Genomic DNA, 14077 nt, shown 5'->3' with positions numbered 1-14077 from the left:
CGTACCGCCCGGCGGGACCTGTGAGAATCAGCGCCATGGACAGCAGCACCACGCCGGGCGGCAGCTCCCGCCGCGAGGCGACCCGGCAGAAGCTCTACGAGGCCGCCGTCACGCTCATCGCCGAGCAGGGGTTCTCCGCCACCACGGTGGACGAGATCGCCGAACGGGCGGGCGTCGCGAAGGGCACGGTCTACTACAACTTCGCGAGCAAGTCCGTCCTGTTCGAGGAGCTGCTGCGGCACGGCGTGGGCCTGCTGACCGCCTCCCTGCGCCAGGCCGCCGAGTCCACCGTGCAGGGCGGCGGCTCCCGGGTGGACGCGCTGGACTCGATGATCCGCGCGGGGCTCGTGTTCATCGACCGCTACCCGGCCTTCACCCAGCTGTACGTGGCGGAGCTGTGGCGTACCAACCGGGCCTGGCAGTCCACCCTGATGGTGGTCCGGCAGGAGGCGGTCGCGGTCGTCGAGGGCGTCCTGCGCGAGGGTGTGGCGGGCGGGGAGTTCAGTGAGGAGATCGACGTGCCGCTGACCGCCGCGGCCCTGGTCGGCATGGTGCTGGTGGCCGCCCTGGACTGGAAGTCCTTCCAGCCGGAGCGCTCCCTGGACGACGTGCACGCGGCGCTGTCCCGGCTGCTGCAGGGCCGGGTGAGCGGCCGCCGCTGACCGGTCGCCGCCGGACGCCGGACGCAGGGGAAAGCGCCGGTCCGAGGTGGCCGCGTCCCCCGCGGGCCACGCCGGAACCGGCGCTTCCTGTTGCTCCCCCGTACGTCCCCCGTGGGACCCCCGTGTGCGGTCGTCCCCCGGATCTCCCCCGTGTCTCGCTCCCGCCGGCATCCGTCGGCGGAAGGAGAGGATCGAGGGCCGTCCGGTTCCGGCGCCCCGTGCCGCCGGTACCGGAGCGGTGCCCCGTCTCCGTGTCTCCACTCTCTCGTTCACGCAGGTCGCGGCCCATCCGCACAGCTACTCATCTCACCGGCTGAGTACGGATACTCAGACCTGCGCGCTCATGCCCAGGGCACTCGGTCGGCGGTGTCGGTGGGGGCGGATAAAGTCGCAGGCATGGCACGGATTGCGGTGATCGGCGCCGGGATGGGCGCGATGGCGGCCGCCGCCCGGCTGGCCGTCGCGGGCCACCGGGTGGTGGTGTACGAGCGGTCGGACACGTACGGCGGGGCGGTGCGCCGCTTCGAACGGGACGGGTTCCGCTTCGACACGGGCCCGGGGCTGCTGCCGCTGCCCGCGGTATGGCGGGACCTGTTCGTCAAGACCGGCAAGGAGCCGCTGGAGAGCTGCGTCGAACTGGTGCAGGTCGACCCGGCCTCGCGCCACGTCTTCCCCGACGGCACACGCGTGTCCCTGCCGAACGCCTCCCGCGCGGGCGTCGTCGCCGCCCTGGACGAGGCGCTCGGCAAGGGCGCCGGCGAGCGCTGGGGCGACTTCCTGGTCCGGGCCCGCGAGACATGGGACCGCACCCGCCGGCCCCTGCTGGAGGAGCCCCTGTGGCCGAACTGGCGGGTGCTGGCGGACAAGGAGCCGTACCCGGCGCTTGAGCGCAAGCGGCTGCTGCGGACGCGGAGGGCGGCGACGCCGGAGCAGATCGGGGTGTGGGAGCTGGGGGACGAGCGGCTGGCGGCGCTGCTGGAGAGCTGCGTGCTCGGACACGGCCTCGATCCCCGGACCGCTCCGGCGAGCGCCGCCGTCCTGCCCTACATGGAGCACGCCTTCGGCGTCTGGTACGTGCGCGGCGGCATCAGGGAACTCGCTCGCGCCGTGTACGAGCGGTGCGTCGCGCGCAAGGTCGAGTTCGTCTTCGGCGCCGAGGTCACCGGCATCGTGGAGAAGGACGGCCGGGCAGCGGGGGTGGAACTGGCCGGGGGCACCTCCCAGGCTTCCGGCTCCGGTGGAGGGACGGTGATCGAGGCGGACCATGTGGTGGCCGGGGTCGATCCCGTGCGGCTGCGCGGGCTGACCGAGCATCTGCTCGACGCGGACGGCGACGTCCGGGCGGACACGGTGACCGCTCGCCCCGGACGCTTCACGGCGCTGCTGGCGCTGCGCGGCGCGCGGGAGGCCGACGCTGTGCATCGCACGGTGATCCACCCGCCGGCTCCCGAGTCGGAGCTGGACTTCCTGGTCTCCCCGGGTGGCGACCTGCCCCCGCGTCCCACCGTGACCGTGCTGCGCCCGGACGACCCCTCGCTCGTCCCTGACGACGCCCACGAATCCGTGGTGCTGTCCGCGGTGGTGTCGACCGAGGCCGACTGGGAGGACGAGGGCACGGTCCGGCGCTACACGGACCATCTCCTCCAGGCCGCCGGTGCGGCCGTACCCCAGCTGCGCGAGCGGGTCCTCTGGCACGAGGTGCGCACTCCCGGGCACACGGAGGACGAGACGGGCGCCCCCTTCGGAGCCGTACCCGCCCCCGCCCTCGCGGCCGACGCGGGACGCCTGCTGCACCCGGCCAACGCCACCCGTCTCCCCGGCCTCTATCGCGTCGGCGGCTGGTCGCACCCCGGTGGGGGGCTCCCCCACGCAGGCATGTCGGGTGCCCTGGTCGCCGGGCTCATCGTCGAGGGGCCGGAGTTCCGCGGCTCCCAGTGAGACCGCCGGGCGGCGTCAGAAGCGGTACTGCTCGTCGAAGCCGTGGCCGGCCTGCTGCTGGCCGGTCCCGGTGCCCTGCTGATAGGGGTACGGCTGCTCCTGCGGGAGCTCACTGCCGTAGGAGTCGTCGGTGCGCTGCTGCGGGACCCAGACCCCGTCGGGCGGCGTCTGGTCGTAGCCGCCGAGATAGGGGTCCTGCACATAGCCCTGCTGGTCGTACGAGCCGCCGTAAGCCGCGTCGTACGGGGCGCCGCCGTAGGTCTGGGTGCCGATGTACGGGTCGGAGTAGGCGGCGTACTGCTGCTGGCCGGTGGTGTCGTAGCCGTACTGCCCGTAGCCGGAGTAGTCGTAGCCGTAGGACGACTGCTGCTCACCGGCGGCGGTCTGGGCCGTCGCGGCGTACGCGGCGGAGGAGGCCGGGTCGCCGTAGACGCCGTAGGAGCCGGTGTCGTCGGGCATCGGCTGCGGCTCGTAGACCATGGTCGACTCGGCGGCCATGGCGGCGGGCGGACGGGCCGGGGTGAAGACGTCGTCGTGGTCGTCGTCGGGGCCGTAGGCCATGGCCTCGGCGGCGAAGGCACCCCCGTGGTCCGGGTCCGTGTCGGAGTGTCCCGCGTCGGCCGGCTCCGGGTCGGAGACCTCCAGTGTCGGGTCCCGGCGCTCGGCCCGGCCCCGGCGCCCCTTCACGGGCTCCTCGTCCCGGCGGCGGACCGCCCAGCCCGCGGCGAAGCCACGCCGGAACGACAGCGTGACGTAGGTCTGCCCGACCGCGAACGCCGCCGCGCCCAGTCCGATGACGACGACCGACGGAATCAGCACGCCGAGCACGACGCCGAGGAAGCCGACGAACGCGAGCAGCCGCCAGCGAAGCCGCGCCTTGTACTGCAGCAGCACTTCACCGAGCAGCCACAGCGCGACGCCGCCGAACGCGATGTAGAGGACCGTCCAGCCCATGTACGCCCCTCTCCCAGTGGCCGCACCGCAGTGTGTCGTACAGCGGTGCGACCGGTCTAGGCCCGCGGAGGGTGGTGCAGGCCCAGGTTCTCGTAGATTTCCAGCGTCGCCGTGGAGTTGTTGAGCGTGATGAAGTGCAGACCCGGCACTCCCTCGGCCAGCAGCCGAGCGCAGAACTCCGTGGCGAAGTCGATGCCAATGGAGCGTACAGCGGCCGGATCGTCCTTTGCTGAGAGGATCCGTTCTTTCAGCTCGTCCGGGAATGCGGCGGTGCTCAGCGTGGGGAGCCGCTCCAGCATCTTCATGCTGGTCACCGGCAGGACCTCCGGGATCACCGGGGTGTCGCAGCCGGCCGCGGCCACGCGGTCGCGCAGGCGCAGGTAGGACTCGGGGTGGAAGAACATCTGTGTGATGGCGTAGTCCGCGCCGGCCCGGCACTTGTCGACGAAGTGCCGGACGTCGGTGTCCCAGTCGGTGGAGCGCGGGTGCATCTCCGGGAAGGCGGCGACGCCCACACAGAAGTCGCCCGACTCCTTGATGAGCCGGACGAGGTCGACGGCGTACGTCAGACCCTGCGGGTGCGGCACCCATTCGCCCATGGGGTCGCCGGGCGGGTCGCCGCGCACGGCGAGCATGTTGCGGATGCCGGCGTCGGCGTACTGGCCGATGATGTTGCGCAGTTCGGCGAGGGAGTGGTTGACCGCGGTGAGGTGGGCGACCGGCGTGAGCGTGGTGTCCACGACGATCTGCTGGGTCTCCTTCACCGTGGTGGTGCGGGTGGTACCGCCGGCGCCGTAGGTGACGGAGACGAAGTCGGGGGCCATGGCCTCGACCCTGCGCAGCGCGTTCCACAGGTTCCGCTCACCGGCCGGCGTCTTGGGCGCGTAGAACTCGAACGAGTACGTCGTCTTGCCGGTGGCGAGGATGTCGCGCACGGTACGGGCGCGATCAGTCCTGGTGGATGCGGTTCCTAGGGCCATACGGGCAGGTTAGCCAGGGGTGGACGGTCCCCCAACCGAAAGCGGGAAATTTGCCCGATTTGTCGGGTTGTTGTCCACCCCTTGGACATTCATGAGACGACGGCGGGTGAGCCGCGGGTGCCGGGGCCGGCCGCGGCCGCCCCGGCGCTCACACCTGGCGCAACCGCTTGGCGAACTCCGCCGCGGCGACACCGGGGTCCTGCGCCTCGGTGATCGCCCGGACGACGACGACACGGCGGGCGCCCGCCTCGAGCACCTCGTCGAGGTTGCCGAGGTCGATGCCGCCGATGGCGAACCAGGGGCGGTCGGTGCCGAGCGCGGCGGTGTGCCGGACCAGGTCGAGGCCGGGGGCGTGGCGGCCCGGCTTGGTGGGAGTCGGCCAGCACGGGCCGGTGCAGAAGTAGTCCACGCCGTCCTGGACGGCGGCGGCCTCCGCCTCCGCCGCCGCGTGGGTGGAGCGGCCGATCAGCACGTCGTCGCCGAGGATCGCGCGGGCCGCCGGGACCGGGAGGTCGCCCTGTCCGAGGTGCAGGACGTCGGCACGGGCCGCGTGGGCGACGTCCGCGCGGTCGTTGACCGCGAGGAGCTTGCCGTGGCGGGCGCAGGCGTCGGCGAAGACGCTCAGGTGGTCCAGTTCCTCGGCGGCCTCCATGCCCTTGTCGCGCAGCTGCACGATGTCGACTCCGCCGGCGAGGACCGCGTCGAGGAACTCGGGCAGGTCGCCCTGGCGCCTGCGGGCGTCGGTGCACAGGTACAGCCGGGCGTCGGCGAGGTGGGCGCGAGCGGTGGCGGCGGTGGTCATGCGTGATCCCCCCGGGGTGGGTGAGGTGTCCGGATCGTACGGGCCGCGGCGTGCGGGCGGCGGCGGCGCGCTCCGCGGACCCGGCCCACGGACGCACCCCAGGAACGTATCCCGCGAACACCACGAGGTGGGAGCCCGGGCCCGGCCGACCCGGCAGCCCCGGCTCGCCACTACGGGCGCGGCCCTGCTTTCCGCAGGTCCGGCTTTCCGGCGGGGCCCGGTGTTTCCGGGGTCCGGCTTTCCGGCGGGGCCGGGCTTCGGGCAGGACCAGGCTTTCGGCCCGCCCAGAGTCCCGGGCGAGCAGGACTTCACGCCGCGGCCCGGAGCCCGGCCGCAGGCGGCTCCGCCGGAGTCGCCCGGCCTCGGCCGCGAAGCGTCTCGCCCCGCGAGCCGCGGCCCTCGGGCCGTCGAGCCGGCGGGCGCCGCGGACGCCGAGCGCCGCGGACGCCGAGCGCCGCGGCGGAGAGCACCGCGGCGGAGAGCACCGCGACGAAGAGCGCCGCGGCCCGGGAGGCCGTGTCCGAGGCCGCACGTGGCCCCGGCCGTGGCCCCCGGGCCGCGGCCCATGTGTCGACGGTGTTCAGTGTGGGTGCGTCAGACGGCGAGCGCCTGGGCGCGGCGCTTCACCTCCGTGCCGCGATTCTCGCTCAGCGCCTGCGCGGGCGTACCGGGCAGGGTCGGGTCCGGCGTGAAGAGCCACTCCAGCATCTCCTCGTCCGTGAACCCGTCGTCCCGCAGGAGCGTCAGGGTGCCCGTCAGGCCCTTGACGACCTTGTCCCCGTCGATGAAGGGGGCAGGGACGTGCAGCGCGCGGTTCTCACCGCGGCGTACGGCGATGAGCTGGCCCTCCTTGACCAGCTGCCGGACACGCGTCACCTCGACGCCGAGCATCTCGGCGATGTCGGGAAGGGTGAGCCAGGCGGGGACGAGAGCATCGATCTTTGCGTCAATCTCGGTCACGGGACAAGCCTGCCATCTGCCACTGACAGTCGGAAGTCAGGGCGGTCCACCCGGGCCCGTCGACCTGGGACGACACACCCCTGACGACACCCCCGGACGGCTCAGGCCGTGGCCGCCTTCAGCGGCCTCACCGGGTCCGCCAGCAGCTCCGGATCCATCGCCGTGCCCGCCTCGATCAGCCGCCGCCCCTGGGCCAGGTCGCGCGGGCGGCCCACCGCCAGCAGGGCGACCAGCCGGTTCTCGCGCAGCCAGCACACCGTCCAGGCCGGGCCGGACGCGTCACCCCGCCACACGGTGCGGTCGGCCGCGGTGTGGTGGCCGGCGTACTGGACGAAGCGGCCGAACTGCTCGGACCAGAAGTACGGCACCGGGTCGTACTCCGCGGGCGTGTCGCCGACGATGTTCGCGGCGACCGTGCGCGGGCCCTGCAGTGCGTTGTCCCAGTGGTGGACGAGCAGTCGTTCGCCGTAGCGGGCGGAGGGGAAGGAGGCGCAGTCGCCGACCGCGTACACGTCCTCCGCCGAGGTACGCAGATGCGCGTCGGCCACCACCTCGCCCTGCGGTCCCAGCGCGACGCCGGAGCCCGCCAGCCAGCCGGTGGCCGGCCGTGCGCCGATGCCGACGACGACCGCGCCGGCGGGCAGCCGGGTGCCGTCGTCGAGGACCACCACGCCCGGCTCGACGCCCGCCACGCGCGCGTGCGTGCGCAGCTCGGCACCGGCGTCGGCGTACCACTGGGTCATCGGCGCGGCGACCTCGGCGGGCAGCGCCCCGGCGAGCGGGCGGTCGGCGGCCTCCACGACGGTGACCGCGCAGCCCGCCTCGCGCGCGGCCGTGGCGAACTCGGCGCCGATCCAGCCGGCCCCGACCACGACGATGTCGTGCTGCAGGACGAGCACCGGGCGCAGCCGTTCCGCGTCGTCCAGGGTGCGCAGCAGGTGCACGCCGGGCACGCCCTCGGCGCCGGGCAGGGTGATCGGTTCGGCGCCGGTGGCGAGCACGAGGACGTCGTACGGGACGGGCCCGGCCTCGGTGTCGAGTTCGTGGTCGGCGGGGCGTACGCCCAGCACCTCGCAGCCGAGGCGCAGCTCGATGCCCAGCGCCTCGAAGTCCACGTCGAAGGCGGAGCCCTCGGCCGTGCCGAGCAGGACGGCCTTGGAGAGCGGCGGCCGGTCGTAGGGCTGGTGGGGTTCGGCGCCGATGAGCGTGACGGTGCCGGTGAAGCCCTGTTCGCGCAGGGCCACCGCGGTCTGCACCCCGGCCATGCCCGCGCCCACGACGACCACGCGCCGCGCCTGCGCCGCCGATGAGGTGCCCCGTTGCTGCGTCTGCTCGCTCACCTGATCACCATAGACAACTGACAGACCGTCAGTCAGCGGTCCTGCGCCGTGACCTGCTCCACACGCGCGTGCAGCTCCTCCACCACGCTGGTACCGCTGCCCTCCTGGGACTCCCACTCCCAGGTCTCCTCCAGCCGCACCCGCCCGTCGGGCAGCTCGACGACCGTGGAGACGCAGTGCCCGGAGGAGGTGGTCCCGTCCTGCTTGAGCTGCACGTACCGGAAGTCCAGCCGGTCCCCCTGCCGGGTGCCCACGAGGTGCCCGCGCACCACGTCGCCGCCGGCGTACTCGGCCCAGATCTCGCCGCCGCGCTCGTGGTAGGTGAAGCGGGTGCGCGTGCCCACCTGACCTGGTGCCTGGTCGGCGACCGGGGCGAGGACGAGACCGTCGAGGGACCGGGTCATGACGGAAGGCTCCCTTACAGACACACAGCGGCACGGGCTAGGGTGGCCACCGTAAAGCACTCGCGGGAGCCCGGACGCACTGGGCTGAGAGGGAGGCTGGGACGGCCTCCGACCGTACGAACCTGATCCGGGTCATGCCGGCGAAGGGAGGGGCTGGACGCCCATGTCGCCTACGCGTACGTCAGACGTCCTCGTCATCGGGGGCGGGATCATCGGGCTGGTCACGGCCTGGCGGGCCGCGCAGCGGGGCTTCGCCACCGCGGTCGTGGAGCCCGAGCCCGGCGGCGGAGCCGCGCAGGTGGCGGCCGGGATGCTGGCCGCCGTCACGGAACTGCACTACGGCGAGCAGACCCTGCTCGCCCTCAACCTGGCCTCGGCGCGCCGCTATCCGGACTTCGCGGCCGAACTCACCGAGGCGAGCGGCCACGACCTGGGCTACCGCCGCAGCGGCACTCTCGCCGTCGCCCTGGACGCCGACGACCGTGCCCACCTCAAGGAACTGCACGCCCTGCAGCGGCAGTCCGGCCTGGAGTCGGAGTGGCTGTCGGGCCGGGAGTGCCGGCGCCTGGAGCCGATGCTGGCACCGGGTGTGCGCGGCGGACTGCGGGTCGACGGCGACCACCAGGTGGACCCGCGGCGGCTGGCGGCCGCGCTGGTCACCGCCTGCGAGCGGGCCGGAGTGTTGTTCCACCGCGACTGGGCCGAGCGGCTCGTCGTCTCCCGGGAGCGCGCCGCGGGCGTCGTCACCCGCGGGGGCGAGGAGCTGGGCGCGGCACAGGTCGTGCTCGCCGCCGGCAGCCTGAGCGGGCGCCTTCCGGGCGTGCCGGAGGATGTGCTGCCGCCGGTGCGGCCGGTGAAGGGACAGGTCCTGCGGCTCACCATGCCGGGCCACCGGACGCCGTTCCTGAGCCGGACCGTGCGCGCGGTGGTGCGCGGCGGCGCGCTGTATCTGGTGCCGCGCGAGAGCGGCGAGCTGGTCGTCGGCGCGACCAGCGAGGAGATGGGCTGGGACACCACGGTCACCGCGGGCGGCGTCTACGAGCTGCTGCGCGACGCCCACGAGCTGGTGCCCGGCATCACCGAGCTGCCGCTGACGGAGACCCGGGCCGGGCTGCGCCCCGGCTCCCCCGACAACGCGCCGCTGCTCGGCCCGACCGCGCTGGACGGGCTGCTGCTGGCCACCGGGCACCACCGCAACGGCGTCCTGCTCACCCCCGTCACCGGGGACGTGCTGGCCCAGGCCCTCGTCACCGGTGAGCTGCCGGAAGAGGCCCGCCCCTTCACCCCGAAGCGCTTTGCCCCCGTCGCGGCCGCGCAGCAGCCCGCACGCACCCTCACGGAGCAGCCCGCATGAACATCTCCGTCAACGGTGAGCCCCGCCGCATCGATCCCGGCACGGCTCTCGACGCCGTCGTGAAGTCGCTCACCGCGGCCCCCTCCGGGGTGGCCGCCGCCCTCAACGAGACCGTCGTCCCGCGCACGCAGTGGTCCACCACGGCCCTCGCCGACGGCGACCGCGTCGAGGTCCTGACCGCCGTCCAGGGAGGCTGAACCATGGCTGACGACCCCTTCGTCCTCGCAGGTGCGCCGTTCTCGTCCCGTCTGATCATGGGCACCGGCGGCGCGCCGAGCCTGGACGTGCTGGAGCGGGCGCTGGTCGCCTCCGGAACCGAGCTGACGACCGTCGCGATGCGCCGGGTCAACCCCGACGTGCACGGCTCGGTGCTGTCGGTGCTGGACCGTCTGGGCATCCGGGTGCTGCCGAACACCGCCGGCTGCTTCACCGCCGGGGAGGCGGTGCTCACGGCCCGCCTCGCGCGGGAGGCGCTGGGCACGGACCTGGTCAAGCTGGAGGTCATCGCCGACGAGCGCACGCTGCTGCCGGACCCGATCGAGCTGCTGGACGCGGCGGAGACGCTGGTCGACGACGGGTTCACGGTGCTGCCGTACACCAACGACGACCCGGTGCTCGCGCGGAAGCTGGAGGACGTCGGCTGTGCGGCGATCATGCCGCTCGGCTCGCCCATCGGTTCCGGGCTCGGCATCCGCAACCCCCACAACTTCCAGCTGATCGTCGAGCACGCGCGCGTGCCGGTGATCCTGGACGCGGGCGCGGGCACGGCGTCGGACGTGGCGCTGGCGATGGAGCTGGGGTGCGCGGGTGTGATGCTCGCCTCGGCGGTGACGCGGGCGCAGGAGCCGGTGGTGATGGCGGAGGCCATGCGCCACGCGGTGGAGGCGGGCCGGCTGGCGTTCCGGGCGGGACGGATCCCCAAGCGGCACTTCGCCGAGGCTTCCTCGCCCACCGAGGGCGTGGCCCGGCTGGACCCGGAGCGGCCTGCCTTCTGAGGCCCGCGGCCCGTGTGCGGTGCCGGTGCGCGTGACATGCGTGATGCCGGTGCGCGCGACACGTCACAGGTCGGCTGCAGTCACCCCCCTGGCTGGGTGAAACGGCTGGTGTGTCGGTCACGGCTCGTAGACTCGCCTGCGTGGATACGACCCTCTCGGACCCCCTCGTCGGGCAGGTGCTCGACGGCCGGTATCGCGTCGACGCGCGGATCGCGGCCGGCGGGATGGCCACGGTCTACCGGGCCCTGGACACCCGTCTGGACCGCGTGCTCGCGCTGAAGGTGATGCACCCGACGCTCGCGGCCGACGCCTCGTTCGTCGAGCGGTTCATCCGGGAGGCGAAGTCCGTCGCCAGGCTGGCCCATCCCAACGTGGTCCAGGTCTTCGACCAGGGCGCCGACGGCCGGTACGTGTATCTGGCGATGGAGTACATCGCCGGCTGCACCCTGCGCGACGTGCTGCGTGAGCGCGGGGCGCTGCAGCCGCGGGCCGCGCTGGACATCCTGGAGCCGGTGCTGGCCGCGCTCGGCTCCGCGCACCGGGCCGGGTTCGTGCACCGCGACATGAAGCCGGAGAACGTCCTGATAGGGGACGACGGCCGGGTCAAGGTCGCCGACTTCGGGCTGGTGCGCTCGGTGGACACGGTCACCAGCACGACCGGCGAGGTGCTCGGCACCGTCTCCTACCTTGCGCCGGAGCAGATCGAGCACGGCACGGCCGACCCGCGCGTGGACGTGTACGCGTGCGGTGTCGTGCTCTACGAGATGCTGACCGGCGGCAAGCCGCACGACGGCGACTCCCCGGCCGCCGTGCTCTACAAGCATCTGCACGAAGACGTTCCGGCGCCTTCCACACTGGTGCCGGGGCTGGCGCACCCGCTGGACGGGCTGGTCGCGGCGGCGACCGCCCGCACTCCCGAGGCGCGCCCGCACGACGCGGTGGCGATGCTGGCGCACGCGCGCGAGGCGCGGGCCGGGCTGAGCGAGGAGCAGCTGGACGCGGTGCCGCCGCAGGCGCTGTCCGCGCAGCACGACAACGCCGACGACCGCACGAGCGTGATCCCCCGCGCGCTGACCGTGCCCCGTCCGCTGCCGGTCAACGAGGACGACGAGGGCGACGCGGCCGCGCTGAACCGCACCAGCCGCTGGCAGAGCCCGCCGCCGGCTCCCCCGCACCCGGGGCCTTCGCGGTCCCGGCGGCGGCTGCTCACCCTGGTCGCCGCCGTGCTGCTGGTGTTCGGCGTCGGCGCGGGCGTCTGGTACATCAACTCGGGGCAGTTCACCAAGGTGCCGCCGTTGCTGGCGCAGTCCGAGGCGCAGGCGAAGCAGCGGCTGGAGCGGGCCGGTCTGGAGTCCGGCAAGGTCACCTACGCCTACAGCGACACGGTCGCGCGGGGCAAGGTCATCAGCACCGACCCGGAGCCGGGGGCCCGCATCCGTGACCACGACGCGGTGCGACTGACCGTGTCCAAGGGCCCGGAGACCGTGAAGGTGCCCGATCTGCAGGGATACAGGCTGGACAAGGCCCGGTCCGTGCTGAAGGACAGCGGACTGGAGCCGGGCATGATCAACCGGGAGTTCAGCGACGAGGTGACGCGCGGCTCGGTGATCGGCACCGACCCCGAGGCGGGCACGGAGCGCCGCGCGGGCTCGGCGGTCGCGCTCACCGTCAGCAAGGGCAGCCCCGTCGACATCCCGGACGTCACCGGCTCGGACCTTGCCGACGCCCGGTCCCAGCTGGAGGAGGCCGGCCTGAAGGTGAAGGTCGCCCCGGAGCGGGTGAACTCGGAGCTCGACGCCGGACAGGTCGCCGCGCAGTCCCCGGACTCCGGGGGGCAGGCCGCCGAGGGCGACACGGTGACGCTGACCCTGTCCAAGGGACCGCAGATGATCGAGGTCCCGGACGTGGTGGGGGACAGCGTCGACGACGCCAAGCAGGCCCTGAAGGACGCCGGTTTCCAGGTCAAGGAGGACCGCGGGCTGCTCGGGCTGTTCGGCGACACCGTGAAGAAGCAGTCCGTGAAGGGCGGCGAGAAGGCGCCGAAGGGGTCGACGATCACGATCACCATCCGCTGACGTACGAGCCGGGGCCGGCGGTGACCGAGGCCACCTCGGCCGCGTGAGGGGGCACCCCGACGCGCATGGCAGGCTGAACGGGTGATACCTCGATCTCCCTTGCGCAACCCCGTCGGCTCGCACGTCCCGGTGGCCGGCGGTCTGCATTCCGTCGGTCTGTCGTACGCCCGTGACCTGGGCGCCGAGACCGTGCAGGTCTTCGTCGCCAACCCGCGCGGCTGGGCCACGCCCGCCGGGAACCCTCGGCAGGACGAGGCGTTCCGCGCGGCGTGCGAGGCGGAGTCGATCCCGGCGTATGTGCACGCGCCGTACCTGATCAACTTCGGCTCCCACACGGAGGCGACGGTCGAGAAGTCGGTCGAGTCGCTGCGGCACTCGTTGCGGCGGGGGCGTGAGATCGGGGCGCTGGGTGTGGTGGTGCACACCGGCAGCGCGACCGGCGGCCGGCACCGGGAGGTGGCGCTGAAGCAGGTGCGTGAGCACGTGCTGCCGCTGCTGGAGGAGCTGACCCACGACGACGATCCGTTCCTGCTGCTGGAGTCCACGGCCGGGCAGGGTGCCTCGCTGTGCTCGCGGACCTGGGACTTCGGGCCGTACTTCGACGCGCTGGACCGTCACCCCAAGCTCGGCGTGTGCCTGGACACCTGCCACATCTTCGCCGCCGGGCACGACCTGACCGGGCCGGACGGCGCCCACCAGACGCTGGACCTGCTGGTGGAAACGGTCGGCGAGGGACGGCTGAAGCTGATCCACGCCAACGACTCGAAGGACGTGGTGGGCGCGCACAAGGACCGGCACGCGAACATCGGCGCCGGTCACATCGGCGAGGACGCTTTCCGCGCGCTGCTGACGCACCCCGCGACCGACGGTGTGCCGCTGGTCATCGAGACGCCCGGTGGCAAGGAGGGGCACGCGGCGGACGTGGAGCGGCTGAAGAAACTCCGCGCGTCATAAAGCATTGAGGAATACCCCCGGGGGGTATACGGTTCCTGTCGTCGCAGGAACCGTTACCTGGCCATGGGGGCAGTCATGCAGCACGAAGCGCACGCCGAGCACACGCACCACAGGGACCACGGCCAGGACGACCACGGTCACGGCGACCACGCCGGCCACAGCGACCACGCCGGTCACAGCAGCCACGGCCACGACGGCCATCACCACGCGCCGGCCGCGAGCTGGGCCATGGCCGCGCAGGCCACCCTGCACTGCCTCACCGGCTGCGCCATCGGCGAGGTGCTGGGCATGGTGATCGGCACCTGGCTCGGCTGGGGCAACGCGGCGACGATGGTGCTGGCGATCGCGCTGGCCTTCGTCTTCGGCTACTCCCTCACGCTGCGCGGCGTGCTGAAGGCCGGCGTCGACTTCCGTACGGCCTTCCGGGTGGCGCTGGCCGCGGACACCCTGTCGATCGCCGTGATGGAGCTGATCGACAACGGCGTGATCGCGCTGTGGCCGGCCGCAATGGACGCCCACCTGGACGACCTGCTCTTCTGGGGCGCGCTGGCGATCTCGCTGGCGCTCGCCTTCGTCGTGACGACCCCGGTGAACAAGTGGATGATCGGCCGCGGCAAGGGCCACGCGGTGGTGCACCAGTACCACCACTGACCCACGGC

14 protein-coding genes and 1 riboswitch are annotated in these 14077 nt (G+C 73.2%); of the genes, 8 read left to right on the top strand and 6 right to left on the bottom strand.

Annotated elements, in window-relative coordinates:
• The first annotated feature begins 35 nt into the window (after positions 1–35).
• Both ACZ67Q_RS10760 and ACZ67Q_RS10755 read left to right on the top strand, forming a co-directional pair.
• A complete protein-coding gene (locus tag ACZ67Q_RS10760; protein ID WP_471179311.1) occupies positions 36–662 on the top strand; it encodes a TetR/AcrR family transcriptional regulator in 627 nt (208 codons plus the stop codon).
• A gap of 396 nt (positions 663–1058) precedes the next feature.
• Complete coding sequence (locus tag ACZ67Q_RS10755) at positions 1059–2600, top strand: phytoene desaturase family protein (protein WP_471179308.1); 1542 nt, start codon at positions 1059–1061, stop codon at positions 2598–2600.
• 15 nt (positions 2601–2615) lie between these two features.
• Here the strand turns inward: ACZ67Q_RS10755 and ACZ67Q_RS10750 are convergent, their stop codons facing one another.
• From ACZ67Q_RS10750 to ACZ67Q_RS10725, 6 genes are all read right to left on the bottom strand, one after another.
• Complete coding sequence (locus ACZ67Q_RS10750; protein ID WP_471179305.1) at positions 2616–3554, bottom strand: SCO2102 family sporulation regulator; 939 nt, start codon at positions 3552–3554, stop codon at positions 2616–2618.
• 56 nt (positions 3555–3610) lie between these two features.
• On the bottom strand, positions 3611–4534 hold the full coding sequence (gene metF, locus ACZ67Q_RS10745) for a methylenetetrahydrofolate reductase [NAD(P)H] (protein WP_471179302.1): 924 nt from the start codon (positions 4532–4534) through the stop codon (positions 3611–3613).
• Positions 4535–4682: 148 nt separating this feature from the next.
• On the bottom strand, positions 4683–5336 hold the full coding sequence (gene thiE, locus ACZ67Q_RS10740; RefSeq protein ID WP_471179299.1) for a thiamine phosphate synthase: 654 nt from the start codon (positions 5334–5336) through the stop codon (positions 4683–4685).
• Between the two features lie 594 nt (positions 5337–5930).
• Positions 5931–6296, bottom strand: coding sequence for an Rv2175c family DNA-binding protein (locus ACZ67Q_RS10735; protein ID WP_471179297.1), 366 nt, complete (start codon positions 6294–6296; stop codon positions 5931–5933).
• Positions 6297–6397: 101 nt separating this feature from the next.
• Positions 6398–7636 carry an NAD(P)/FAD-dependent oxidoreductase gene (locus tag ACZ67Q_RS10730; RefSeq protein ID WP_471179294.1) on the bottom strand — a complete coding sequence of 413 codons (1239 nt, stop codon included), beginning with the start codon at positions 7634–7636 and terminating at the stop codon, positions 6398–6400.
• A 32-nt stretch (positions 7637–7668) separates the two neighbouring features.
• The gene (locus ACZ67Q_RS10725; RefSeq protein WP_471179292.1) at positions 7669–8040 is read right to left on the bottom strand and encodes an avidin-fold protein; all 372 of its coding nucleotides are present in this window, start codon (positions 8038–8040) and stop codon (positions 7669–7671) included.
• Between the two features lie 52 nt (positions 8041–8092).
• A riboswitch (TPP riboswitch) is annotated at positions 8093–8206 on the top strand.
• Here ACZ67Q_RS10725 and thiO point away from each other — a divergent pair.
• The 6 genes from thiO (at position 8204) to ACZ67Q_RS10695 (ending at position 14069) form a co-directional block, all read left to right on the top strand.
• Positions 8204–9394, top strand: coding sequence for a glycine oxidase ThiO (thiO, locus tag ACZ67Q_RS10720; protein ID WP_471179289.1), 1191 nt, complete (start codon positions 8204–8206; stop codon positions 9392–9394). It overlaps the preceding riboswitch by 3 nt.
• A complete protein-coding gene (thiS, locus tag ACZ67Q_RS10715) occupies positions 9391–9591 on the top strand; it encodes a sulfur carrier protein ThiS (RefSeq protein WP_471179286.1) in 201 nt (66 codons plus the stop codon). The genes thiO and thiS overlap by 4 nt, the downstream gene beginning before the upstream one ends.
• Positions 9592–9594: 3 nt before the next feature.
• Positions 9595–10389, top strand: a complete 795-nt coding sequence (locus tag ACZ67Q_RS10710; protein WP_471179283.1) for a thiazole synthase — start codon at positions 9595–9597, stop codon at positions 10387–10389.
• 140 nt (positions 10390–10529) lie between these two features.
• Positions 10530–12464, top strand: a complete 1935-nt coding sequence (gene pknB / locus ACZ67Q_RS10705) for a Stk1 family PASTA domain-containing Ser/Thr kinase (RefSeq protein ID WP_471179280.1) — start codon at positions 10530–10532, stop codon at positions 12462–12464.
• 84 nt (positions 12465–12548) lie between these two features.
• Entirely contained in the window at positions 12549–13418 is an 870-nt protein-coding gene (locus ACZ67Q_RS10700; protein WP_471180093.1) for a deoxyribonuclease IV, read from the top strand.
• Between the two features lie 75 nt (positions 13419–13493).
• A complete protein-coding gene (locus ACZ67Q_RS10695) occupies positions 13494–14069 on the top strand; it encodes a DUF4396 domain-containing protein (protein WP_471179277.1) in 576 nt (191 codons plus the stop codon).
• Positions 14070–14077 lie beyond the last annotated feature (8 nt).

The organism is Streptomyces sp. NPDC036813 (assembly GCF_055609245.1).
The sequence above is the reverse complement of the archived record's forward strand: the minus strand, read 5'-3'. Positions and strand labels throughout refer to the sequence as shown.

What these genes read in the sequence shown, in the direction of transcription:
- ACZ67Q_RS10760 (WP_471179311.1), top strand. Translation starts at nt 36, where the DNA reads ATGGACAGCAGCACCACGCCGGGCGGCAGCTCCCGCCGCGAGGCGACC.
- ACZ67Q_RS10755 (WP_471179308.1), top strand. Translation starts at nt 1,059, where the DNA reads ATGGCACGGATTGCGGTGATCGGCGCCGGGATGGGCGCGATGGCGGCC.
- ACZ67Q_RS10750 (WP_471179305.1), bottom strand. Translation starts at nt 3,554, where the DNA reads ATGGGCTGGACGGTCCTCTACATCGCGTTCGGCGGCGTCGCGCTGTGG.
- metF (WP_471179302.1), bottom strand. Translation starts at nt 4,534, where the DNA reads ATGGCCCTAGGAACCGCATCCACCAGGACTGATCGCGCCCGTACCGTG.
- thiE (WP_471179299.1), bottom strand. Translation starts at nt 5,336, where the DNA reads ATGACCACCGCCGCCACCGCTCGCGCCCACCTCGCCGACGCCCGGCTG.
- ACZ67Q_RS10725 (WP_471179292.1), bottom strand. Translation starts at nt 8,040, where the DNA reads ATGACCCGGTCCCTCGACGGTCTCGTCCTCGCCCCGGTCGCCGACCAG.
- thiO (WP_471179289.1), top strand. Translation starts at nt 8,204, where the DNA reads ATGTCGCCTACGCGTACGTCAGACGTCCTCGTCATCGGGGGCGGGATC.
- thiS (WP_471179286.1), top strand. Translation starts at nt 9,391, where the DNA reads ATGAACATCTCCGTCAACGGTGAGCCCCGCCGCATCGATCCCGGCACG.
- ACZ67Q_RS10710 (WP_471179283.1), top strand. Translation starts at nt 9,595, where the DNA reads ATGGCTGACGACCCCTTCGTCCTCGCAGGTGCGCCGTTCTCGTCCCGT.
- ACZ67Q_RS10695 (WP_471179277.1), top strand. Translation starts at nt 13,494, where the DNA reads ATGCAGCACGAAGCGCACGCCGAGCACACGCACCACAGGGACCACGGC.